The organism is Hymenobacter jeollabukensis (assembly GCF_005771675.1).
Classification (GTDB): Bacteria; Bacteroidota; Bacteroidia; order Cytophagales; family Hymenobacteraceae; genus Solirubrum; species Solirubrum jeollabukense.
Window position 1 is genome coordinate 162,366 of the sequence record NZ_VAJM01000010.1, and the last position, 22,578, is coordinate 184,943.

A 22,578-nucleotide genomic window follows, 5' to 3' on the forward strand; every position below is an offset into this window, starting at 1 on the left:
TCGACTTCGCTCGACATGACGTTCTGCTTGCCGATTCCGGCCCGCCGACCCTTACGCCGTGGTGCCGCCGCAGCTGGAGCCAGCGCCGGCCGTGCAGCCGTAGCAGTGCTGGTTGACCACCACGGCGCGCTCGGCCAGCCGGGCCGCGTCGAAGTCGCGGATGTGGCGCACGGGGCCGGCCACGGTCAGGTCGAGCATCTGGTTGAAGTCGCAGTCGTAGAGCTGCCCGTCCCAGCCCACCGACACGGTGCTGCGGCACATCACCCCGGCGGCGGCGGCGGGGTTGAACGACGTCACCAGCTTTTCCATGTAGGCCGCGTAGTTGCCCGATTCGATGAGGTAATCGAGGTAGCGGCTGATGGGAATGTTGGTAATGGCGAAGAGCTGGTTGAACACGATGCCGTGGTCCTTAAGCAGGGCGCGCTTGAAGTCGCGCTCCAGCCCGGCCTGCGACGACGGCATAAACGCCCCGGCGGGATTGTACACCAGGTTCAGCGTCAGGCCGCTGCCTTCCTGCCCGTAGCCCACGGCGTTGAGCATTTTCAGGGCCCGCACCGAATCCTCGAACACCCCGTCGCCGCGCTGCCGATCGGTCTTGCTGGCGTTGTAGAAGGGCAGGGAGCTGACCACCTCCACGCCGTGCCGTTTGAAAAACTCCGGCAGGTCGTGGTACTTCTTGTTGGCCACGATGATGGTCAGGTTGCAGCGCACGATGATGTGGCGGCCCAGGGCCCGGATCTGTTCCACGAACCAGCGGAAATCCGGGTTCATCTCGGGCGCGCCGCCGGTCAGGTCCACCGTCGGAATGTCGCTCTGGGCCAGCGCGTCGAGGCAGAGCTGCATGGTCTCGCGGGTCATGATTTCCTTGCGGTCCGGCCCGGCATCGACGTGGCAGTGGCGGCACACCTGGTTGCACATTTTGCCCACGTTTACCTGCAGCACCGCCGGGGCCAGGGGCCGCAGCGGAAACAGCCCGGCCTCGCGCATTTTCTGGGCGAACGACGGCAGGTAGGCTCCGGCAGTCTGGCTGGGCTGGAGCACGGTGAGCTGGTAGGCCGGGTCGGCAAGCTGGCTGCCGGTGGCTTTCAGGGACTTGATCATGAGCAAAAAAGGCAGCGACCCGGGCGCCGAGGCTGGCAGGACGGTGGAAAGCGAAGGCCGGCCGCTGGACGGTGGCTACCTACGAACAACGGCCGGCCGGCAGATGTTACCCGCCCGGTTATTTGACCAAAGGTAGCCGCCAGTGGCGCGGCCCCGGCGGCGGCACGGCCGGAAGTGGAAAACCTTTGCGGCGGCGGGCTGGTTGGGGGCTGACCGCCCGCCGCGCCAAAAGCTGGTCCGGGCCACGTCTGCCCGTGCCCCGGCTTCCGTATGTCTGCTGCCATGAAATTACTGACGACTTCCCTGCTGCTGGCGGCCCTGACCACCGGCACGCTCGCGGCCCTCGGGCTGAGCCACGGCCGCCTCAATCCCGTGCCCGCGCCCACCTACGCCGCCTCCGCCAGCAGCGCCCCCGTCGACCACGCGGCCTACGACCGGCTGCTGAAAAAACACGTCAACGCCAAGGGCCTGGTGGATTACCGGGGCTTCAAAGCCGACGAAAAGGCGCTGAACCAGTACCTGGCGCTGCTGAGCAACAACCCGCCGGCCGCCAGCTGGAGCAAGCCCGAGCAGATGGCCTACTGGATCAACGCCTACAACGCCTACACCATCCGCCTCATCCTCGACCACTACCCGGTGGAAAGCATCAAGGACATTGGCTCGAAAATCAAAATTCCCTTCGTCACCACGCCCTGGGCCGCGAAGTTCTTCAGCATCGGCGGCGAGAAAATGAGCCTCGACGACATCGAGCATGGCACGCTGCGCAAGCAGTTCGACGACCCGCGCATCCACTTCGCGCTGGTGTGCGCCTCGCTCTCGTGCCCGCGCCTGCGCCCCGAAGCCTACTCCGCCCCGCGCCTCGACCGGCAGCTCGATGAGCAGGGCCGCGACTTTCTGCGCGACCCGGCCAAAAACAAAGTCGGCAAGACCCAGGCGCAGCTCTCCCGCTACTTCGACTGGTACCGGGCCGACTGGGAAAGGAACGGGCAGTCGGTGGCCCGGTGGGTGAACCGCTACGCCGCCACCCCGATGGACGCCGACGCCAAGGTGACCTACCTGGACTACAACTGGAGCCTGAACCGGCAATAACAACGGGCCGCCGTTTATCAACCCCCTCGGGCGCTGCCGGCCGCTATTGGTCCGGAAACCGGCGCCATCTTTCTCCTTCGAATGAGCTACTTAGAAACCACCGCCGACGTGTACCGCCAGGCGGCCCAGGAGCCCCAGGTGGGCCTGTGCTGCACCACCAACCCCGTTTGGCAGCTGCCCGGCCTGAGCATCCCGCAGCGCATGCTCTCGATGAACTACGGCTGCGGCAGCACCGTGAACCCGCGCGACCTGACGGGCAGCCCGACCGTGCTCTACGTGGGCGTGGGCGGCGGCATGGAGCTGCTGCAGTTTGCCTACTTCAGCCGCCGCCCCGGCGCCGTCATCGGCGTGGATGTGGTGCCCGAAATGCTGGAGGCTTCGCGCCAGAACATGCGCACGGCCGAGGAGCAGAACGAGTGGTTCCAGAGCGAGTTCGTGGATTTGCGCCCCGGCGACGCGCTGCACCTGCCCGTGCCCGACGAAAGCGTGGACGTGGCCGCCCAGAACTGCCTGTTCAACATCTTCAAGCTCGACGACCTGCGCCGGGCCCTGCAGGAAACCTACCGCGTGCTCAAGCCCCACGGCCGCCTCGTCATGTCGGACCCCACCTGCGAGCAGCCCATGAGCGCCGAGCTGCGCGCCGACGAGCGGCTGCGGGCCCTGTGCCTGACCGGCTCCCTGCCCCTGCAGCAATATCTGGACTTGATAACCTCCGTGGGCTTCGGTACGGTGGAGGTGCGGGCCCGGCGCGCCTACCGCATCCTCTCGCCCCGGCATTACGCCACCGACGAGCTGATTTACATTGAGAGCGTGGAGGTGTGCGCCATCAAGGACCCCATGCCCGCCGACGGCCCCTGCATCTTCACCGGCCGCACCGCCATTTACTACGGCGCGGAGGAGCTGTTCGACGACCAGAAAGGCCACGTGCTGCTGCAAAACCAGCCCCTGGCCGTGTGCGACAAAACCGCCGCCGCCCTGCTCGCCCTCGGCCGCGACGATATTTTCGTCTCGCCCTCCACTTACCACTACGACGGCGGGGGCTGCTGCTAGCCCGCGCTACACCACCCACTACTGCAAAACGCCCGGTCGGCCCCGCGCCGGTCGGGCATTTTTGGTGCTGCCGATAGAGCCGCTGCCTTGGGCGGAAGCTGCCGGCGCCCGCGCACTGAAAAAATCTACAGGGGCACCAGCGCCACTGCGCGGCTATTCAAACGTTTGCGCAGCCCGGGCCCGAGCCGGGCCGGCGCGGAAGCTGTGCCATTAGATGAGCCAGCGGGTTACATTTGCTTGAACCCAAACGCCTCCCGTGCCCATGGAAACTGCCGCTGCCGATACCCTGACCACGGCCGACCCCGCCGCACCGCACCTGCCCCTGGTCCAGCACGACCCCTGGCTGGCGCCCTACGCCGCCGTCATCCAGCACCGCCTCGACCGGTTTTACGCCCGCAAGGCCGCCATCGAGGTCGAGGTTGGCTCGCTCACCAAATACGCCACCCGCCACCAGCAGCTGGGCCTGCACTACGACGCCCGCCGCCGCGGCTACTGGCTGCGCGAATGGGCCCCCGCCGCCCACGCCCTCTTTGCCGTCGGCGACTTCAACCAGTGGGACCGGGGCTACACCCCGCTCACCCGCCGCGACGACGGCGTGTGGGAGGTGTTCCTCTCGGAGCAGACCTTCCCGCACCTGACGCCCGGCTCGCGCTACAAGCTGCACGTGCACGCCGCCAACGGCCAGCGCGACCGGCTGCCGGCCACCGTGCGCCGCGTGGTGCAGGACGAGCACACCAAGGACTTCAGCGCCCAGATCTGGCGCCCCGAGCAGCCGTTTCAGTGGACCGATCAGCAGTTTCGCGTGGGCAACTACGTCAAGGAGCCGCTCATCTACGAGGCCCACGTGGGCATGGCGCTGGAAGAGGGCCGCGTGGGCTCCTGGCGCGAGTTTGCCGACTACATCCTGCCCCGCATTCAGGAGGACGGCTACAACGTGGTGCAGCTCATGGCCGTGGCCGAGCACCCCTACTACGGCTCCTTCGGCTACCATGTGGCCAATTTCTTCGCGCCCTCGGCCCGCTTCGGCACGCCCGAGGATTTGAAGTACCTCATCAACGAAGCCCACCGCCGCGGCCTGGCCGTGGTGATGGACATGGTGCACTCGCACAGCGTCAAAAACGAAGCCGAGGGCCTGGGCAACCTCGACGGCTCGGGCGCCTTGTACTTCCACGAGGGCCCGCGCGGGCAGCACCCGGGCTGGGACTCCTTGCTGTTCGACTACGGCCGGCCCGAGGTGCAGCAGTTTTTGCTGAGCAACCTGCGCTACTGGCTCGAAGAGTTCCATTTCGACGGCTTCCGCTTCGATGGCGTCACCTCGATGCTCTACCACCACCACGGCGAGGGCACGGCCTTTACCGACTACGCCCAGTACTTCGGGCCCGAGGCCGACGAGGACGCTATTCTGTACCTGCAGCTGGCCACCGCGCTGGTGCGGGAGTGCAAGAAATCGGCCCTGCTCATTGCCGAGGACATGAGCGGGATGCCCGGCCTGGCGCGGCCCGTGGAAGAAGGCGGCCTGGGCTTCGGCTACCGCCTGGCCATGGGCCTGCCCGACTACTGGATCAAAACCCTCAAGCACCAGCGCGACGAGGACTGGAGCATGGGCGGGCTCTGGCACCAGCTCACCAACCGCCGCCAGGGCGAAAAAACCGTGGCCTACGCCGAAAGCCACGACCAGGCCCTGGTCGGCGACAAGTCCCTCTCGCACTGGCTGCTCGACGCGCGCATCTACTCGGGCATGTCGCGCCTGCAGGAGGCCGACCTGATTACGGCCCGCGGCGTGGCCCTGCACAAGCTCATCCGGCTGGTCACCCTCGGGGCCGGCGGCGAGGCTTACATGAACTTCATCGGCAATGAGTTCGGCCACCCCGAGTGGGTCGACTTCCCGCGCGAGGGCAACAGCTGGAGCCACCACTACGCCCGCCGTCAGTGGAGCCTAGCCGACAACCCCGACCTCTACTTCCACAGCTGGCTGCTCTTCGACCGGGCCATGATCCAGCTGGAGCGCCGCACCCGCTTTCTGGCCGGGCCCACCCAGCTGCTGCACGCCGACGAGGACAACAAGGTGCTGGCCTTCGAGCGCGCGGGCCTCGTGTTCGTCTTCAACTTCCACCCCGAGCGCAGCCTCAGCGACTACCGCTTCTTCGCCGGCCAGCCCGGCAGCTACACCCTGCTGCTCGACTCGGATCAGCCCGAATTTGGCGGCTACGCCCGCATTGCCGCCGACGTGAAGCACTTCAGCCAGCCCGACGAGCACGGCACGCCCTTCCTGAGCCTGTACCTGCCCAGTCGCACCGCCCAGGTGCTGCAGCGCGGCAAGTAGCCCGCCTTATCAGCAGCGGTTCACCCCGCCGTCATTGCGAGCGAAGCGCGGCAACCGTAGGAAGGCATAGCCAATCTTTCCTCTCGCGGCACAAACGCCGCAACTGGCAGAAACCGAAATTCCGTCAGAACCAAAACAGCACCGCCTGAAACTGGTAACTCCGGTTTCGGGCGGTGCTGTTTTCGGGTAGTGGGTATTGCGTCGGCGGTGCTGCTAGAGGAAGGATTGCTTCGGCTGCGCCTCGCAATGACGGCCGGTGTTACCGCTTGCAAAAGCGACTGGTGCTAGCTGCGCTTGCGGCCGGCCTTGATCATTTCCACGGCCTTGCTGATTCGCTCGAAGCGCGTTTCCGTCTTCTTGGCCGACTCGATCCAGCGGGTGTATTCCTTCTGGTGCGTGTAGGCCAGGTCGTCGAAGCGCTGGCGGATGCCGGCCTGGCTGAGGGCGCGGGCGAAGTCCTCGGACACTTCGGCCATGCGCGGCTCGGTGTCGCGGGCCAGGGCTACCTGCACCCGGTTGCCCCAGGTTTTGCCGATGGCCCCGCGGATCTGCTTGGGCACGCCCAGCAGGTGTTGCCCGTCGCCCATGGGAGCCAGGGAGCCACGGTAGGGGAAGCCGTCGAAGGTCGCCAGCACTTTCACCTGCCCGCGGGTGCCGTAGGCCTCCTTCACGTCGAAGGGAATGATGACGAACACGCCGCCGTTTTCGCTTTCGAGCTCCAGCTCGGCGTCGAAGGTGTGTTCGGGGGTGAAGGCGGGGAAATCGGAGGGCATTACGAAAAAGCAGTTAATGGGAAAATCGGGAGTCGAGGACCAGGGCGGCGGCCAGCGCGGGCGCGCCGGCGGGCAGCACGAACACGCGCCCGGCCAGCTGCCGGTAGCGCTGCCGCAGGCGGGCGGCCGTGGCGTCGTCGGGCACCAGGATGCGGTCGGCCTGGGGCAGGGTGATGCGCTCCAGGGCCTCCACCCAGCCCCGCTCGGCCGGCGTGGCCAGGTCGGTGGCCAGCTGCGTGAGTTGCAGCACCAGCGGGCGGCGCGTGAGCTGGCGCAGCTCCACGCCGGCCAGCCAGGTGTGCCAGTCGGGTGCAAAGATGACCTCAAAAGTTGACTCGTGCGCCAGGCGGGCGGCGTGGCGGGCGTACTGGATGATGCGGAAGTTGAGGCCCGCCGCATCGGGCGGGGCCGCCAGCAGCGCCACGTCGTCGGCGTCCAGCGCCGGGTCGTCGAAGGCTGCTACGGGCTCGGGCAGCAGCTCCGTCGCGGCCGGGCTAGGGTCCGAATCGGCGGGCGGGGCGGGTATTTCGGCTGCAAGCGGCAGGGGAGCCTCGCTGCTAAGCTCAGCCGCTTCGGCGGGGCCGGGCTCGGCGGCCGGGGCCACATCGGCGGGCAGGGCTGGCGCCGGAGCGGCTGCCGTGGCCGGCGAAGAGGGCATGGCCGATAACGTGCCGACGGGCAGACGGTAATCCGGCACGGGCGCGTTCAGCAAGGCACTATCGGCGTGGTGAGCGGCGCCGATGTAGGGCGCCGCGGGCACGGCCATGGGGCGGTCAGTAGTAGCAGTGGCCGGGCCGGAAGCGGCGGCGCGGGCGGTGGTTTCGGGCGGAGTTTCGGCCGGTGCCGCGCTGCTGCCCACGTAGGGCGCGGCGGGCACGGCCACGGGCTGCGGCAGGCCCACGCCCCGGCCCACGTAGGGGAAAGCCGGCACGCGGTGGCCCAGCACGGGCAGCACGGCGGGCAGCGGCGGCACCACGTCGAGGGAGCGGCTGGCGTGCGCGGCAGGCGCGGCCAGCGGGGCCGCCGTCCAGAGTTCGGTAGCAGAGGTAGCGGAAAGCTGGCGGGCGAGCGGCAGGGCGGCGGACGTATCATCCCAGCCCAACAGCAGCACGGACGACGGGGCGGCAGGCATCGGCATAGAACGGTGTACGTGGGCCACGAACCTACGGCCGGCCGCGCCCCCAAACAAGCTTACCCGCCGGAAACCCCGGCAAACCGGCCGAAACCAAGGGAATCTTGTGAAAACCAGGGGAAACGGCCCGGCGCCCGCCGAAGCCCCGCAAAACCTCCGTATTTTGCGGCTTCCTTCCGCCGGAACCGCTCCGGCGGAAGTTTTTTTTCTCTCCGCACCTACTTGCTCCTCCCTGAACCCATGGCCGATTCGTCGATTCAGGATAACAACTACATGCTCAACGACCTGGCCCAGAAGGGCCGCCAGGAATTCTTTCCGGGCCAGGTCATTCGCGCCGAAGTCGTGCCGGGCACGGCCGACTTCCGCTTCACCTGTGACAACGGCGTGGTGCTGCTGGTGCAGGTCATCAGCGACAAGATTGTGCGCTTCCGCTACAGCACCGACGGCTACTTCGCGCCCGATTTCAGCTACGCCTTTGAAGGCGGTGCCCCGCTGCGCCAGCCTACCAGCATGCTGGAGTTCGTGGAAAAGGACGACCACTACCGCCTCACCACCGGCCGCGTCATCTGCATTGTGGGCAAGGAAAGCCTGCACATCCGCCTGCTCAACCGCTCCGGCATCGTGCTGCTGGAGTACGAAAAGGGCTTCCACTGGGAGTACGACTGGGACTCCGGCAACGACATCGTGAAGATGAGCCAGCAGGTGCAGCCCGGCGTGCACTACTACGGCCTCGGCGACAAGCCCGCCAACATGAACCTGCGCGGGCAGCGCTTCTGCAACTGGGGCTCCGACACCTACGGCTACGAAAAAGGCTCCGACCCGCTCTACAAGAACATTCCCTTCTTCCTGGGCCTGCACCAGAAGCTGGCCTACGGGCTGTTCTTCGACAACTCCTTCAAGAGCTACTTCGACTTCGCCGCCGAGCGCGCCGACGTGACGAGCTTTTGGGCCCACGGCGGCGAGATGAACTTCTACTTCATCTACGGCCCCACGCTCACCGAAGTCACCCAGGACTACACCAAGTGCCTCACGGGCACGCCCGAGCTGCCCCCACTCTGGGCCCTGGGCTACCACCAGTGCAAGTGGAGCTACTACCCCGAAAAGCTGTTCAAGGGCATCGGCGCCGAGTTTCGCAAGCGCCGCATTCCCTGCGACGCGCTCTACCTCGACATCGATTACATGGACGGCTACCGCTGCTTTACCTGGCACCCGGAGCACTTCCCCGAGCCGAAAAAGATGGTGCAGGAGCTGGCCCAGGACGGCTTCAAAACCATCGTCATCATCGACCCGGGCATCAAAATCGACCCGAACTACCCGGTCTGGCAGGAAGGCTTCGAGCAGGGCCACTACTGCCGCCGCGCCGACGGGCCGCTGATGAAGGGCTCGGTGTGGCCCGGCCTCTGCCACTTCCCCGACTTCACCAGCCCCCGGGTGCGCGAGTGGTGGGCCGGGCTGTTTCAGGGTCTGATCGAGGACGTGGGCGTGCGCGGCGTCTGGAACGACATGAACGAGCCGGCGGTGTTCGAGAAGGGCACCTTCCCCGACGACGTGCGCTTCAACTACGACGGGCACCCGGCCTCGCACAAAAAGGCCCACAATGTGTACGGCATGCAGATGGCCCGCGCCACCAACGAGGGCGTGAAGCGCTTCAGCTACCCGCGCCGCCCGTTCACCATCACCCGCAGCACCTACGCCGGCGGGCAGCGCTACTCCTCGGGCTGGACGGGCGACAACATTGCCTCGTGGGAGCACCTCTGGCTGGCCAACATCCAGTGCCAGCGCCTGAGCATCTCGGGTTTCAGCTTCATTGGGAGCGACGTGGGTGGCTTCATCAACACCCCCGACGGCGAGCTGTACGTGCGCTGGGTGGCGCTGGCGGCCTTCCACCCGTTCTTCCGCACCCACTCCTCGGGTGACCACGGCGACCAAGAGCCCTGGTCGTTCGGCGAGGAGTTTGCCGACCTGGCGCGCCACTTCATCGAGCTGCGCTACCGCCTGCTGCCCGTCATGTACACCGCCTTCTGGCAGTACGTGCAGCACGGCACGCCCATTCTGCGCCCCCTGGCCTTCCTCGATCAGTCGGACCCGCAGACCTACCAGCGCATGGCCGAGTTCGGGGTGGGCGACCATCTACTCGTCTGCCCCATCACCCAGGCCGGCGTCGATGGCCGTTGGATGTATTTGCCCCGCGGCAAATGGTACTACTGGTGGACCGACGAGCAGAAGGACGGCGGCGCCGAAGTGTGGGCCCCGGCCGGTCTGGAGCGCATTCCGGTCTACGTGCGCGCCGGGGCCGTGGTGCCCGCCCGCCCCGTGATGCAGTACACCGACGAGCACCCCGTCACCGAGCTGGCCCTGCACGTCTACCACCTCGAAGGCCAGGAAACCAGCACCCTCTTCGACGACGGCGGCGAGGGTTACGGCTACCAGAACGGGGAAGCCACCGTGCGCACCTTCACCACCACCGGCACCGTGATGAGCCTGAAAGTGCAGCAGCACACCGAAGGCGACTGGGCCCCGAGCTGGCGTACCTACCGCGTGGTGCTTCACGGCCTGCCCGTAACCGCCGAGCAGCTGACGGTGACCGTGGACGGCGCCGCCGTGCCCGTGCGCCTGGCCCCCTCCGCCACCGGCGGCCAGGAGCTGCCCCAGCTCACCGTGCCCGCCGATTTCCAGGAGCTGATGATACAGACCACGGCCCCGGCGAAGAAGTAGGCTGGTTCGAGTTGACGAAAAAGCCGCTCTGGAAAATTCCAGGGCGGCTTTTATATTTCTGGTTGGCCAAGAGTGGTGGTGAGACTGGCTATTACGGTTTCCAGTTCGGTGCCATGATCAAAGCGGTTGATGCGGTCAAGGTCGAACAGTTCCAGCAGAGCATTCACGGCTTCGCGTTTCCACGGGTCATCAGTTCGTTGCGAGTAACAGCTGAGGCTATCGAAGGTAAGCGGCCCGGAAATTTCGGCGTGCAAGGCAATGAGCAGTGCTTCGAGCTCCTGGAGGCCCGCTTCCGGCCAGTCGGTGAGGGCGCTGACCAGCAGTTCGGCCAATGCAACCCGCGGATCATGAGCAGGCAATGTTTCAATGGCGGTCTGCAGTCCAGCAAAGGAGAGCATAAGCGAAACTTCAGAAAAGAGAAACAAAACCAATAGGTCAATTACCTCCGTTTGCCGCCAGCCGCTCCCGGATGTATTCATACACGTCCGCGTCGGCGAGCAGGGTGCCGTGGTGCTGGCGCGGGAAGATGCGCACGTGCACCTGCTCGGCGCGGCGAAACACGCTGCCGGTGGCCGAATGGCCGCCCACCAGCCCGTCGCCGAAGTACTGGGCCAGGGCCGATTCGGCGTTTTTCAGCAGCGAGGCGGCCAGCACGTGGTACTGCACGCCGGGCAGCGGCGGTACCTTGGTGCGTGGGGGCACGAGGTCGTCGGCGTGCGGGTTCTGCCAGTCTTCGTCCACCAGACGGGCGTGGCGCAGGTCCCGGATGCCGCTGCTGCGCCGGTCGATGGTGTCGGCCAGCAGGCGGGCCAGGCGCAGGTCGAAGCGGCGCAGGGCCAGGGCTGTGAGGAAGCTGTTTTGTTCGAGGAAGGAGCCCTCGTTCGGCACGCCCAGCAGAAACACCTGCCGCAGGTAGGCCAGCCACGGCGCCGCAGCGGCCGAGCCGGCTTCCGCTTCGCGCGCCTGGTGCAGCTCCTCGCTGGCGTAGTAGCCCGCCGAGCGAATCACCAGCCCGCCCATGGAATGCCCGACGAGGGTGAGGTCCGTCACGGCGTCGGGCCAGGCCTGCAGCAGCTGGGTGAGCAGCTGGTGCAGGGCGCGGCCGTTTTCCGAGATGTGCCGGCCGGTGTTGTAGCGCACGTAGAGGCAACGCACGTGCGGCAGGTCGGCGGCCAGGCGCGGGCCGTAGCGCAGCAGGCCCGCTGGGCCGGTCTGCCAGATGTGCTCGTCGCCCATCAGCCCGTGCACAAACACCACCGTGGGCCGCGGGCCGTCGGTCAGGTCCAGGTCGATGGCGGGCACGTCGGCATCGTGGCGGCGGAAGCTCAGGCGGATGGCCCGCTGGTCGCCGCGCAGTGCCAGCTGGTCGCCGATGGCGCCGTTGAGGGCCGGCAGCAGAAAGTGGCGGTAACTGCGGCCGGTCTGGCGCAGGGCCTCCAGGCCGGCAAACGGGGCCGTGGCCGCGCGGCGCAGCGCGCCGGTGGTGCGCTGCCAGCGCGAAACCTTGTGGGCGGAGGAGTCCTGTGTCATCGGCAGTGAAGGTAAGGTGCCGGGGCTTTCTGGCCCAATTTGCTTGGTTGTAGTCATTGGACGCTGGGGCCGTGTAAGCTGCTCATCATCCTGAGGCGTAGCCGAACCGAAGAAAGGCGAAGCCAAGGACCTTCCTCATACCCCGCACAAACCACGAAGCGCAGCCACCAACACCCTTTTTGGGGCTAGTGGCTGCGCTTATGCATTGTTGTGCTCTTATAAAAAGCGTCTGCACTTCGTAGGTAGGCGGCAGTGCAGGGTGCGAGCAAGGTTCTTGGCTTCGCCTCAGGATGACGGGCGAATATTCCATGCCGAAATCATCCAGCTACGTAGCCCGCCACCAACGCAAAAAACCGCCGCCCGGCAACCCGGGCGGCGGTTTTTTGCAATTGGAATAAGGTCGGTTACTGCACCACCAGGCGGCGCGTGACGGCTCCCTGCGGGCCGCTGAGGCGCAGCACGTACACCCCGGCGGGCTGCCCGCTCAGGTCGATGCGGCGGGGGGCGGTGCTGGTGCTGCTACCCTGGCGGAGCACGGTGCGGCCCAGCGCATCGGTCACGGTGAAGGGGGCGCGGAGCAGGGCGGCGTCCCGGCGGGCATCGAGGGTGAAGATGCCGTCGGGGCTAGGATTGGGGAAGGCGGCCAGCTCGGGGCTGCGCTGGGCGTCGCGGGCGGCGGTGACGGCCGAGCCGACGGTGGTAAAATCGTCGATGGTCAGCACGTTGCCGGCCGTGAGGTTGGAGTCGTCGAGGGCGCCGGAGAAGGCGATGATGTGGATGGAGTCGGGGGCCTGGTTGCTGATGTACTGCAGCGGCACCTGCAGCTGGGTGTAGCTGGTTTTTTCCTGTAGCAGGTAGGCCTCGCCCAGGGCCAGGATGGTGGAGCGCCCGTTGACGCGGCGCGTCAGGAACACCAGCACCGAGGCCGAGTCGTTGGCAATGTTGCTGCCGGTGAGCTTGTAGTGGCACTGCAGCGCCTGCGGGCGGCTGGTGAAGGGCATCCCGGCGCCGTCGGTGGTGCCGCCCGGGCTGGTGCTGGTGCTGATGCGGTTGCCCAGAATCAGCATGCCCGGGTACAGAATCGGGGTGCTAAAGAGGTTGATGACCTTGGTTTCCAGACGAGCCGCAAAGTTACCGCCGTGCGCGTCGGTGGTTTTGGTCACGGCGCCCACCGTTATCGGGATGGGGAAGGCGGCCTGCAGCAGGTCGTCGGTGTTCTGCCAGTTCTGGGGCCGTTCGGTAGCGCCCGCGCCGGTCCAGGTTTCGAAGCCCCCGTTGGGAACGGGCGCGGATTGGGCTAGGGCGGCGGTGGCGGCGCCGGCAAGCAGGGCCAGGGAAAGTAGCAAGCGTTTCATAGCGGTAGTGTGGGGTTGAACGGGGTGTTTGTGCTCTGCAAAGTTCCGCCACTGCTACTGTGCGCACAATCACATCTTCGGGGGAGAGGGGAGAAGGGGGGAATAGAACGTCATGTCGAGCGCAGCCGAGGCATCTCGCGTGCTGATGTCTCCAAGTATTCTTCTCGTTGGACGATGAAGTTTCCCTCGGCGGTCAGCACGCGAGATACCTCGACATGACGGCTTTTCTCATTCGTTCAACGAAAAGATTAGCCCCCGAGCGAGATGTCTCGACAAGCTCGACATGACGTTCTTCTCCCTACCTGACATTTACCCTCACCCCCTCCCAAACTCCTACCCTCTTACCCTCATGCCCTTGCTTAGCGGCCAGGCCAATAGCGCCCCGGCCAGCAGCCCGCCGATGTGGGCGGCGTGGTCGATGCCGGGCATCAGGCCGGTGGCGAAGTTGGCTCCCACGATGTAGAGCGTGTGCACGAACAGCGCCGCCCGGGCCGGGCGGCTGAGCCGGGCCGCATTGGTAGCCGTCAGCGTCAGCATGGCCCCGTACAGGCCGAAAATGGCTCCCGAGGCGCCCACGCTGTTTACCCAGCCGGGTTGGTGCCACCACAGGCTGGCGAGGCTGCCGCCCAGGCCGCTGAGCGCGTAGGCCAGCAGCAGGCGGGGGCGCCCCACCAGCGGCTCCAGCAAGGCCCCGATGACCAGCAACGCGTAGGTGTTCAGCAGCAGGTGGGCCAGGCCGCCGTGCAGAACGCAGGCCGTGAGCAGGCGCCACCACTCGCCGCGCGCCACCAGCGGGGTGAAGTTGGAGCCCCAGCGGATGAGGTCCTGCCCGCTCGGGTGCAGCGCGTCGACGCCGCCAGCCACCATCAGCAGAAACACCAGCACATTCAGGCCGGCCAGGCCGAGCGTGACGGCCACGCTGCCCAGGCCGGGCACCGGCGTTGGCGGGGCGGGTGGGGGTGGGGGCTCGGGGGCGGGTACCTGCCCGCGCTGGCGCAGCTCGGCCCAGGCGGCCTGCACCAGCGCGGGCGCGAAGGCCTGCGGGTGCTGCGTGAGGTAGAGCAGCTCCGCGTCGGTTTTACGGGCAAAGGCCTCGGCCAGGGGCGAGCGGGATTCCATGCCAGCGTGGCCCACCACAAGCCTGCCAAGCCGCCCCGGTGCGCCAACTTGGCAAGCCCGGCCATACGAACCGCGCTGGCAGCCTGCCGTATAGCCAGTAAGACCCTTTTCGTACCTAACCACCCCCGCCATGACACCCGACCCCATCCAGGACGAACCCTACAACCAGGAAACCAACCCCCGCCACGCCGGCCGCGACTACGAAGCCGAGGCCACCGCCTCGGGCCAGCCCAGCAGCGAGCAGGAGCGCCAGCCCCAGGGCCGCTTCGCCATGGGCGACCGGATGAACGTGCAGACCGGCAACAACGCCGACGATAACTCCGGCAGCGGCGGCAACGTGGGCGGCCGCGCCACCACCGGCCACAACGTGGCCCACGGCACCCACTACGACGCCCCCGGCAACGCCGCCGAAGGCGACGTGGGCGGCAGCACCACCTCGGCCGGCACCGGCACCTCCGCCGGCCAGCCCGGCCAGGTGCCCGGCCTCTAGGTGATTTAGTGCGTTCCTGAACATCGATGCCCTGAACCGTTGCCTTCTCAGTGACTATCCGGAAAGTCGTTCGAACAAAAAAGGGCGTCATGCTGAGCGCAGTCGAAGCATGACGTTCTGGACTTTCCGGATAGGCTCTTAACTCCCCGCACGCCGGTTCATCGGCGCCTGGAATTATCTTCCGGCCTGATGAACCAGTTTTTTGCGTTTCTACTGCTGCTAAGCGCCCCGACAGCGCAGGCCCAACTGGCCAATCCGCTGAAGCAACTGCTGCGGCGCGACACCGCCGCCGTGGTGCGGCAGGTGCTACGCCACCCGGCTGCCTACCGCCTGCAGATTATCTACACCCAGATTCGGCGCGACGAGCACGGGAAGCCCACCTTTAAGTCGCACGCGTACCGGCTTCGGCCCGACGAATACTTCTACCCGGCCAGCACCGTGAAGCTGCCCGCGGCCGCGGCGGCACTGCAAAAGCTGCATCGGCTACACCTTGAACGGGAAACGCCGCTGCGTATCGACTCGGCCTTTGCCGATCAAACCCGCGTGTTGGTCGACAGCACCGCGCCTGGCCGGCGCCCCACCATTGGGCAGTACGTGCGCAAGGTGTTGCTCGTCAGCGACAACGATGCCTTCAACCGGCTCTACGAGTTTGTGGGACAGGCGGAGTTGAACCAGGCTTTGGGGCTTTGGGGGCTGCCGCGTACCCGCATCGTTCACCGCCTCTCGGTGGGCGACAAAGAGCCGGGCTCGCGCCACACCAACCCGTTTGCCTTCTTTGCCGATTCGGCCGCTACCGCGGTGCGCTACCGGCAGCCCGCCGCCTTCAACGACGCCCCGCTACCCGCCCTGCCGATGGCGGCGCCGAAAGTAGGCCGGGCGTACGTGCGCGGGGAGCAGCGCATCGAGCAGCCGCTGGATTTCAGCGACAAGAACTTCTTCCCGCTCGCCGAGCAGCAAGCATTGCTGCGCGCCCTGCTCTTTCCGGCGACGTTCCGTGAAGCCATCCGCTTCAACCTCGCAGCGGATACCAGCGCGTGGGCCCGGAAACGGCCGGACCTCGCCGCCGATGACTACGCCTTCCTGCGCCGCTACCTGAGCCTGTCGCCGCGCCGGAGCCGCTTCCCGCGCTACGACGCGCCGCACTACCCCGACAACTGCGCCAAGTTCCTGCTGGTGGGTGGGCCGCCGGCGGCCCTGCCCGAGGGCGTGCGCATCTACAATAAAATCGGGCAGGCCTACGGCTTCCTCATCGACAACGCCTGCATCGTCGACTCGCTGCGCGGGGTGGAGTTTATGCTCTCGGCCGTCATCTACTGCAACCAGGACGAAGTGCTCAACGACGATAAGTACGACTACGACACCGTGGGGCTGCCCTTCCTGCGCCGCCTCGGCCAGCTGGTGTACCAGCACGAGCTGACGCGCACCGATGAGCGGCGCCGCCAGCAGGTGCGGGCCTACTGGTCGGCGCAGCACGAGCGGGCCGCGCCCTAAGCCGCCCGCAGTAACTTGCCGCCATGTTCCGCCCCATCCTGCTCTGCGTCTTGACCACTCTTCCGCAAACCGGCCCGGCTCGCGTGAGCGAGGCCGCCCAGTACCGCCAGCAGGTGCGCCAGGACGCGCGCCAGGAACTGGTGGACTTAGCGCAGTTCATTCCCGGCCTGCGGCTCGATATCCGCTACGCTACCCCCCACAACCTCACCGGCCAGCGCATCTACCCCGAAGCCGCCGCCTTTCTGCGCCGCCCGGTGGCCGAGGACCTGCGCCGCGTGCAGCAGACCCTGGCCCGGCAGGGCTACGCGCTGAAAATCTACGACGCCTACCGCCCCTACGCCGCCACCGTGCGGCTTTACGAAGCCCTGCCCGACCAGACCTACGCTGCCCCGCCCACCCGCGGCTCCAAGCACAACCGCGGCTGCTCCGTCGACCTGGGCCTCATCGACCTGAAAACCGGCCGCGACGTGGCCCTGCCCACCGACTTCGACGCCATGACGCCCGCCGCCCACTCAGACTACCAGCAGCTGCCCGCCGCCGCCCTGCGGCACCGCGCCATTCTGCACCAGGCCATGCAGCAGCATGGCTTCCGCAACTACCCCGCCGAGTGGTGGCACTTCGACCACCAGGGCTGGGAGCAGTACCCGCTGCTCGATCTGCCCTTCAGCGCCCTGCGCTGAGGCCGGCAATCCGCCCGGCCACCCCCCCCCGGCTGTTCCCAACCCGCAACGCCCCGGGAGGCGCCCTCCCGAGCCATCCGCAACCGGGAAAGCCCCGGGAGGGGCCCTCCCGGCTTGTTCTCAACCGGGAACGGCCTCGGAGGGGCCTTCCCGGGCCATCCGCAGCCGGGAACATGCCGGGAGGGCCCCTCCCGGCCCGGGCCCGCGCGCCGGGTCTTGTGTGGCCGCGTTTCTTTTTGCTATTTACCGGGGTAGCGCATTGTGTTTCCGTCGATTACTTCCCGTTTATGCTTTCCCAACCCGCCGCCGATGGCCACGCGCCGGACCCGGCCCCTTCCCAATCCAAGGCCTCCGCGCCCAGCCTGCCCCAAACCGAACTGGCCCTGGCCGAGCTGGCCCTGCTCGCCGCCGACGAGTGGCTGCTGCGCCCCCAGCTCACCCTGCTCTGGACCAGCAGCGCCGACTTCAAGCAGCTGGCCTCCGACTTCCGGGGCAGCATCCAGGATACGGACGACGCGGGCGACGCCCTGGCCCCGCAAAGCAACCGCCTCGCCGTGCTCGATGCGCTTATCAACGACAAGCTGCGCTACGTGAAGAATGCGCTGGCCAATCAGTATGACGAAGAAGACGATGGTCGGCCCTACTACCCGGAGTTTGGCATCGGCAAATTCAGCGGCACCTGGCAGCTGCCCAAGGACCGCGTGGAGCGCACCAAAGCCCTGAAAAAGCTGGTGGCTGCCCTGCCCAAGCACGGCCTGGGCCAGCAAAAGCACGGCACCGACTTCTGGGCGCCCATTGCCAAGGAGTACGCCGAGCTGACCAGCAGCACTGCCAAGGGCAAAGGCCTCCGCGCCACCGAAGTAGCCGGCAAAGGCACCCTGCGCGAGCAGGTGGAAGACGTGCTCGAAGCCCTCAAAAACCTCCTCAAAGCCAACTACCCTAACACCCACCAAGCCGAGAAGCGGAAGTTCGGCTTCCTGAAAGAGACATACTAGCCGCCGCAGTTGCCCGCAGCAACAAACGAAACAGCCCGCCGGTGTGCGCTACACGGCGGGCTGTTTTTTGCGTATTCTTAAATTTAAACAGTGTCTTATTTATGGTTCCTGTTTTTGTATTGTAAAAGTTTATTCTGTTGATACTTTACATCAAAAAAATTAATAAAACTGTTGAAGAATCCTTTGTTGAAAATTCTTCTCAGACTATGAGGTGCCGTTTGCTCAATTTCTAGAAGTAGTTTGTTTTTTTCATTTCTTGAAAATGCGTTCCATAATAAAGGGGATATAAAAGTGTTTTCCAAATAATCTATCATTATAGAGCTTACTGCTTTCTCGAGTTTGTGATTGGGTAAGTCAGAAATACTGTCAATAAACTTGATGGAATAATCTTCATGAGGTAAGCACGCCATTATTATTATGCTTTGATTTGAAATGTCGGGCAGAACAGTTAGCATAATAGAAGACCAGTACTCAGCTAATGGGTTAGTGTTTAATTTCTCGCCACTGTAACTGTATCTAGGGCTGAATGAGGCAGAGCAAGCAACTGGATGTAGTCTTGGAACGATGTGAAAAAAATATTCTAGCTCTGAATAAGATTCTCTCAAGAGCATGTCGTCTAACATGCCTTTAGATGATTGCATATCTTTTAATCCAAGCTTAGATGAAAAAATCGTAGCGTCAAGATTTTCTTCTGGGAGTATTTTGGTGTAATCTGACTTTTTTTCATATGCATTTATGGAGCCTTTTTTCATATAGTATGAATGAGCGTGGGCTCTGTAGGAATGCAAGAAAAGATGTTTGTCACTGCCGTCAAATTCAAAGTTTTCTATTGGGGAGAAAAGAGTAGAATCATGATAATCGCAAAATCCAAAAAATGTTGAGGCTTCTCCTTTGCCTAGAAGTTTTAGGTTTGCAAGACCTCCGCGCCAATCATACTCATTAGTTAAAAAAGAATAAATACCGTTCACTCCACCAACCTCGCCTTCCATTATACTTAATCTGCCATTGCGCTGTATGCTATGAGTCTTCTTTATAGCTCCCTTACATTCAGCTTGATTAGGATGCAAGCATTCTTTAATGCGAGCATCTTTGTAGAATACGCTCATTAACTTGTTGTGCTCGATTTGTTTCGGATGTGCCATTGCCTTTGTAGTGAGTCTTTAGTCGAACTTAAATTTCATAAAGTTACTCTAACGCCCCCTTAGCTTGTGCTAGGTACAACTGCAAGCTTACTCCCCACCTTCATCATTCCGTAACTTCGCCGCCACACCCATTTCCCATCCTGCCTTGCGTTTCCCCGTCAAGTCATTCCTCCTGTTGCTGCTGTGCCTGATGCCGCTGATGCTGCCGGCCCAGCACCGCCGCCAAGCCGCGGCCAAGAAGAAGCCCGCCGCCTCCGCCGCAGCCCGGCGCCGCCCCGCTCCCCAAGCCGCTCAGGCCGCGCCCGCCCGGCCGCAGCCGGCCGCCAAAACCACTGCTGCCCAGAAGGCCGCGGCGGCCAAAGCCGCTCCGGCGGCCCAGCAGCCGGCGTTTCTGCAGTATCTGCACTCGCGCTGGGTCGATTCGGTGATGAGCACGCTCACGCCCGAACAGCGGGTGGCCCAGCTGTTTATGGTGGCCGCCTACTCCAACCGCCAGCGCATCGATGAGGACTCGATTTCGACCCTGATCCAGCAAAGCGGCATCGGCGGGCTGATCTTCTTCCAGGGCGGGCCCGTGCGGCAGGCCCGGCTGCTCAACCGCTATCAGGCCCAAAGCAAAGTGCCCCTGCTGGTGGCCATGGATGCGGAGTGGGGCCTGGGCATGCGCCTGGATAGCACCATCCGCTTTCCCTACCAGATGACCATGGGCGGCATCCGCGACAACCAGCTGCTCTACGAAATGGGGCAGGAGCTGGGCCGGCAGGTGCGCCGCATCGGCATGCACGTCAACTTCGCCCCGGTGGTCGACGTGAACAACAACGCCGCCAACCCCGTCATCGGCTTCCGCTCCTGGGGCGAGAACAAGCGCGGCGTGACCCAGAAAAGCCTGGAATACATGCGCGGCATGCAGGACGCCGGGGTGCTGGCCGTGGCCAAGCACTTCCCCGGCCACGGCGACACCGACGCCGACTCCCACCTGGCCCTGCCCATCATCCGCGCCGACCGCCGCCGCCTCGATTCCCTGGAGTTGGTGCCCTTCCGCGCCCTGATGCGCCAGGGCCTGGGCGGGGTGATGATTGCCCACCTGAACATTCCGGTGCTCGACAGCACCGGCACGCCCTCGACCCTCTCCAAGCGCATCGTGACGGACATGGTGCAGCGGCAGATGGGCTACCAGGGCATGCTCTTCACCGACGCCATGAACATGAAGGGCGTGACGAGCAAGTACCCGCCCGGCGAGGCCGACGTGCGCGCCATCCTGGCCGGCAACGACATCCTGGAATTCTCCAAGGACGTGCCCAAGGCCCTGCGCGCCGTGCGCGCCGCCATCGACTCGGGCCGCATCAAGCAGGCCGATATCGATATGCGCTGCCGCCGGGTGCTGGCCCTCAAGCAGTGGTCGGGCCTGAACCACTACCGCCCCATCGAGCTGAAAAACCTCACGGCCGACCTCAACAACCCCCACGCCCAGCACATTGCCCAGCGCCTGCAGGAGCTGAGCATGACGGTGCTGCGCAACCAGAAGCAGCTGCTCCCGCTGCAGCGCCTCGATACCCTGCGCATTGCCACCGTGCTCATGGGCTACAAGGACACCACCGACTTCCAGCGCATGGTGGCCGACTACGCCCCGGCCCGGCACTTCAATATCTCGGCCACGCCTACGCTCGATGAGCTGAGCCGGCTGCGCGAGCAGCTGAAAGGCTACAACCTGCTGCTGGTGGGCCTGCAGAACCTGGGCCGCAACCCGGCTACCAGCTTCGGCATCTCGCCCGAGGAAAACGTGCTGCTGCGCGAGCTGGCCGCGCTGAAGAAAAAGATGGTCGTGTCGGTGTTCGGCAACGCTTACGCCGTGGCCAAGCTGCGCGACCTGAACGCGGCCGACGCGGTGGTGCTGGCCTACCAGGAAAGCAAAAACGCCCAGGAGCTGGCCGCGCAGGTCATCTTCGGCGGGGTAGGAGCTACCGGCAAGCTGTCGGTATCAGTGCCGGGCAGCCCCTATAACTTCGGCGCGGGCCTGACGACCCAAGGCGGCCTGCGCCTGCGCTACGCCCAGCCCGAAGCCGTGGGCATGAGCAACCAGCTCGAAGCCCGCGTCGACTCGCTGCTGAGCGGGGCGCTGGCGGCCCGGGCCTTTCCCGGCGGCGAAGTGCTCATTGCCCGCCGCGGCACGGTGGTGCTGCGCAAGAGCTTCGGCCGGCAGACCTACGACGCCGGCGCCCGCCCCGTGCGCCCCACCGACCTCTACGACCTGGCCTCGGTGACGAAAGTGGCCGCCTCCACGCCCGCGCTGATGAAGCTGCAGGACCTGGGCAAGTTCAGCCCCGACCAGACCATGGGCTCGTACTTCGACTTCCTCAAAGGCTCCAACAAGCAGGACCTCAAGCTGCGCGACGTGCTCACCCACCAGGCCCGCCTGAAAGCCTGGATTCCGTTCTGGCAGCAGTACACCCGGCCCAAGGGCTTCTTCGCCCGCCTGTTCGGCAAGTACCCGCACGACCCCATCAAGACCGCGCCGGGCGAGGTGCTGCCCATGAGCCCGAAGTTCTTCAAAGCCGACTCCTCGGCCCGCTTCCCGCTGAAAGTGGCCAACGGCATGTGGGGCCGCCAGGACCTGCCCGAGCGCCTGCGCAAGGCCATTGCCGAGTCGCCGCTCAACGACAAGCCCGGCTACGTGTACTCCGACCTTTCCTTCTACCTCTACCCGCAGCTGGTGCAGCAGCAGACCGGCAAGTCCTTCGAGCAGTTTCTGAGCGAGGAGCTGTACCGCCCGCTGGGTGCCGGCACCCTGGGTCTGCACCCGCAGTGGCGCTTTCCGCAGGCCCGCATCGTGCCGACGGAGTACGATTCGCTGTTCCGCCAGCAGCTGCTGCACGGCACCGTGCACGACGAAGGCGCGGCCCTGCAGGGCGGCCTCTCGGGCCACGCGGGCCTGTTCGGCTCGGCCAACGACCTGGCCAAGCTGGTGCAGCTTTACGCCTGGGAAGGCCAGTACGGCGGCCAGCAATTGCTCAAGGCCGAGACGGTGCGCGAGTACACCAAGTGCCAGTTCTGCCCCGACAACCGCCGCGCCCTGGGCTTCGACCGCCCCGCCAACGACCCCAAAGTCAACACGGCCAAGGACGCCTCCGTGCGCAGCTACGGCCACACCGGCTTCACCGGCACCTACTTCTGGGTGGACCCGCAGTATGATCTAATGGTCATCCTGCTCACCAACCGCGTAAACCCCATGCGCCGCAACAACAAAATCACCGAGCTGAGCGTGCGCAGCAAACTGCTGCAGCTGGCCATCGACGCGGTGAAGTCCGAGCGGCCCCAGGTGGAGTCGACGGTGGAGAAGGAGGAGTAAGGAATGAAAATCAGCCCGTCATCCTGAGCATGTCGCGCATCAAGCGAGGACGAAGGACCTTCCTCGCACCCTGCACCGCCGCTGCCGACGAAGTGCCAACGCTCTTTTACTAACGCCGAAGCGCAGCCACCGAGCCCTTGCAATTGGGCGTTGGTGGCTGCGCTTCTCAGTTGGTGCAGGGTGCGAGGAAGGTCCTTCGGCTGCGCCTCAGGATGACGTTCTATTTCACGACAGGCAATTTCCTACC

At 65.2% G+C, this 22,578-nt stretch carries 17 protein-coding genes; 9 read left to right on the forward strand and 8 right to left on the reverse strand.

Features of this window, described 5'->3' with window-relative positions:
- Positions 1–51: 51 nt before the first annotated feature.
- Positions 52–1,098, reverse strand: coding sequence for an arsenosugar biosynthesis radical SAM (seleno)protein ArsS (arsS, locus tag FDY95_RS18900; RefSeq protein WP_212744929.1), 1,047 nt, complete (start codon positions 1,096–1,098; stop codon positions 52–54).
- A 285-nt stretch (positions 1,099–1,383) separates the two neighbouring features.
- Between arsS and FDY95_RS18905 the strand changes: the two genes are divergently transcribed.
- From FDY95_RS18905 to FDY95_RS18915, 3 genes are all read left to right on the forward strand, one after another.
- Complete coding sequence (locus tag FDY95_RS18905; protein WP_138080088.1) at positions 1,384–2,190, forward strand: DUF547 domain-containing protein; 807 nt, start codon at positions 1,384–1,386, stop codon at positions 2,188–2,190.
- A gap of 81 nt (positions 2,191–2,271) precedes the next feature.
- A complete protein-coding gene (gene arsM, locus FDY95_RS18910) occupies positions 2,272–3,240 on the forward strand; it encodes an arsenosugar biosynthesis arsenite methyltransferase ArsM (RefSeq protein WP_138080089.1) in 969 nt (322 codons plus the stop codon).
- Positions 3,241–3,502: 262 nt separating this feature from the next.
- Complete coding sequence (locus FDY95_RS18915; protein ID WP_138080090.1) at positions 3,503–5,563, forward strand: alpha amylase C-terminal domain-containing protein; 2,061 nt, start codon at positions 3,503–3,505, stop codon at positions 5,561–5,563.
- 284 nt (positions 5,564–5,847) lie between these two features.
- On the opposite strand, the gene FDY95_RS18920 is transcribed toward FDY95_RS18915, so the two are convergent.
- Both FDY95_RS18920 and FDY95_RS18925 read right to left on the reverse strand, forming a co-directional pair.
- Positions 5,848–6,336, reverse strand: a complete 489-nt coding sequence (locus FDY95_RS18920; RefSeq protein ID WP_111479188.1) for a YdeI/OmpD-associated family protein — start codon at positions 6,334–6,336, stop codon at positions 5,848–5,850.
- 13 nt (positions 6,337–6,349) lie between these two features.
- Positions 6,350–7,468 carry a glycosyltransferase gene (locus FDY95_RS18925; protein WP_138080091.1) on the reverse strand — a complete coding sequence of 373 codons (1,119 nt, stop codon included), beginning with the start codon at positions 7,466–7,468 and terminating at the stop codon, positions 6,350–6,352.
- Positions 7,469–7,690: 222 nt separating this feature from the next.
- Here FDY95_RS18925 and FDY95_RS18930 point away from each other — a divergent pair, with 222 nt between their 5' ends.
- Positions 7,691–10,183 carry a glycoside hydrolase family 31 protein gene (locus tag FDY95_RS18930; protein ID WP_246074078.1) on the forward strand — a complete coding sequence of 831 codons (2,493 nt, stop codon included), beginning with the start codon at positions 7,691–7,693 and terminating at the stop codon, positions 10,181–10,183.
- 50 nt (positions 10,184–10,233) lie between these two features.
- Here the strand turns inward: FDY95_RS18930 and FDY95_RS18935 are convergent, their stop codons facing one another.
- The 4 genes from FDY95_RS18935 to FDY95_RS18950 form a co-directional block, all read right to left on the reverse strand.
- A complete protein-coding gene (locus FDY95_RS18935) occupies positions 10,234–10,581 on the reverse strand; it encodes a hypothetical protein (RefSeq protein WP_138080092.1) in 348 nt (115 codons plus the stop codon).
- Between the two features lie 37 nt (positions 10,582–10,618).
- Complete coding sequence (locus FDY95_RS18940) at positions 10,619–11,713, reverse strand: esterase/lipase family protein (protein ID WP_171025746.1); 1,095 nt, start codon at positions 11,711–11,713, stop codon at positions 10,619–10,621.
- 404 nt (positions 11,714–12,117) lie between these two features.
- Positions 12,118–13,068, reverse strand: a complete 951-nt coding sequence (locus FDY95_RS18945; RefSeq protein WP_138080094.1) for a T9SS type A sorting domain-containing protein — start codon at positions 13,066–13,068, stop codon at positions 12,118–12,120.
- 333 nt (positions 13,069–13,401) lie between these two features.
- Complete coding sequence (locus FDY95_RS18950) at positions 13,402–14,187, reverse strand: rhomboid family intramembrane serine protease (protein WP_171025747.1); 786 nt, start codon at positions 14,185–14,187, stop codon at positions 13,402–13,404.
- A 130-nt stretch (positions 14,188–14,317) separates the two neighbouring features.
- Between FDY95_RS18950 and FDY95_RS18955 the strand changes: the two genes are divergently transcribed.
- The 4 genes from FDY95_RS18955 (at position 14,318) to FDY95_RS18970 (ending at position 17,843) form a co-directional block, all read left to right on the forward strand.
- The gene (locus FDY95_RS18955) at positions 14,318–14,677 is read left to right on the forward strand and encodes a hypothetical protein (RefSeq protein WP_138080096.1); all 360 of its coding nucleotides are present in this window, start codon (positions 14,318–14,320) and stop codon (positions 14,675–14,677) included.
- Between the two features lie 189 nt (positions 14,678–14,866).
- On the forward strand, positions 14,867–16,168 hold the full coding sequence (locus FDY95_RS18960; protein ID WP_138080097.1) for a serine hydrolase: 1,302 nt from the start codon (positions 14,867–14,869) through the stop codon (positions 16,166–16,168).
- A 23-nt stretch (positions 16,169–16,191) separates the two neighbouring features.
- The gene (locus tag FDY95_RS18965) at positions 16,192–16,848 is read left to right on the forward strand and encodes a M15 family metallopeptidase (protein ID WP_138080098.1); all 657 of its coding nucleotides are present in this window, start codon (positions 16,192–16,194) and stop codon (positions 16,846–16,848) included.
- Between the two features lie 287 nt (positions 16,849–17,135).
- On the forward strand, positions 17,136–17,843 hold the full coding sequence (locus FDY95_RS18970) for a hypothetical protein (protein WP_138080099.1): 708 nt from the start codon (positions 17,136–17,138) through the stop codon (positions 17,841–17,843).
- A 95-nt stretch (positions 17,844–17,938) separates the two neighbouring features.
- Here the strand turns inward: FDY95_RS18970 and FDY95_RS18975 are convergent, their stop codons facing one another.
- Positions 17,939–18,985: a hypothetical protein gene (locus tag FDY95_RS18975; RefSeq protein WP_138080100.1), complete on the reverse strand. Its 1,047-nt coding sequence runs from the start codon at positions 18,983–18,985 to the stop codon at positions 17,939–17,941.
- A 145-nt stretch (positions 18,986–19,130) separates the two neighbouring features.
- Here FDY95_RS18975 and FDY95_RS18985 point away from each other — a divergent pair, with 145 nt between their 5' ends.
- On the forward strand, positions 19,131–22,331 hold the full coding sequence (locus tag FDY95_RS18985; protein WP_246074079.1) for a glycoside hydrolase family 3 N-terminal domain-containing protein: 3,201 nt from the start codon (positions 19,131–19,133) through the stop codon (positions 22,329–22,331).
- Positions 22,332–22,578: the final 247 nt, after the last annotated feature.

Bases quoted from the DNA above. Each gene is read 5' to 3' on its own strand.
- FDY95_RS18905 (WP_138080088.1), top strand. From the start codon at position 1,384: ATGAAATTACTGACGACTTCCCTGCTGCTGGCGGCCCTGACCACCGGC.
- arsM (WP_138080089.1), top strand. From the start codon at position 2,272: ATGAGCTACTTAGAAACCACCGCCGACGTGTACCGCCAGGCGGCCCAG.
- FDY95_RS18915 (WP_138080090.1), top strand. From the start codon at position 3,503: ATGGAAACTGCCGCTGCCGATACCCTGACCACGGCCGACCCCGCCGCA.
- FDY95_RS18920 (WP_111479188.1), bottom strand. From the start codon at position 6,336: ATGCCCTCCGATTTCCCCGCCTTCACCCCCGAACACACCTTCGACGCC.
- FDY95_RS18925 (WP_138080091.1), bottom strand. From the start codon at position 7,468: ATGCCTGCCGCCCCGTCGTCCGTGCTGCTGTTGGGCTGGGATGATACG.
- FDY95_RS18935 (WP_138080092.1), bottom strand. From the start codon at position 10,581: ATGCTCTCCTTTGCTGGACTGCAGACCGCCATTGAAACATTGCCTGCT.
- FDY95_RS18940 (WP_171025746.1), bottom strand. From the start codon at position 11,713: ATGACACAGGACTCCTCCGCCCACAAGGTTTCGCGCTGGCAGCGCACC.
- FDY95_RS18945 (WP_138080094.1), bottom strand. From the start codon at position 13,068: ATGAAACGCTTGCTACTTTCCCTGGCCCTGCTTGCCGGCGCCGCCACC.
- FDY95_RS18950 (WP_171025747.1), bottom strand. From the start codon at position 14,187: ATGGAATCCCGCTCGCCCCTGGCCGAGGCCTTTGCCCGTAAAACCGAC.
- FDY95_RS18955 (WP_138080096.1), top strand. From the start codon at position 14,318: ATGACACCCGACCCCATCCAGGACGAACCCTACAACCAGGAAACCAAC.
- FDY95_RS18960 (WP_138080097.1), top strand. From the start codon at position 14,867: ATGAACCAGTTTTTTGCGTTTCTACTGCTGCTAAGCGCCCCGACAGCG.
- FDY95_RS18965 (WP_138080098.1), top strand. From the start codon at position 16,192: ATGTTCCGCCCCATCCTGCTCTGCGTCTTGACCACTCTTCCGCAAACC.
- FDY95_RS18970 (WP_138080099.1), top strand. From the start codon at position 17,136: ATGCTTTCCCAACCCGCCGCCGATGGCCACGCGCCGGACCCGGCCCCT.
- FDY95_RS18975 (WP_138080100.1), bottom strand. From the start codon at position 18,985: ATGGCACATCCGAAACAAATCGAGCACAACAAGTTAATGAGCGTATTC.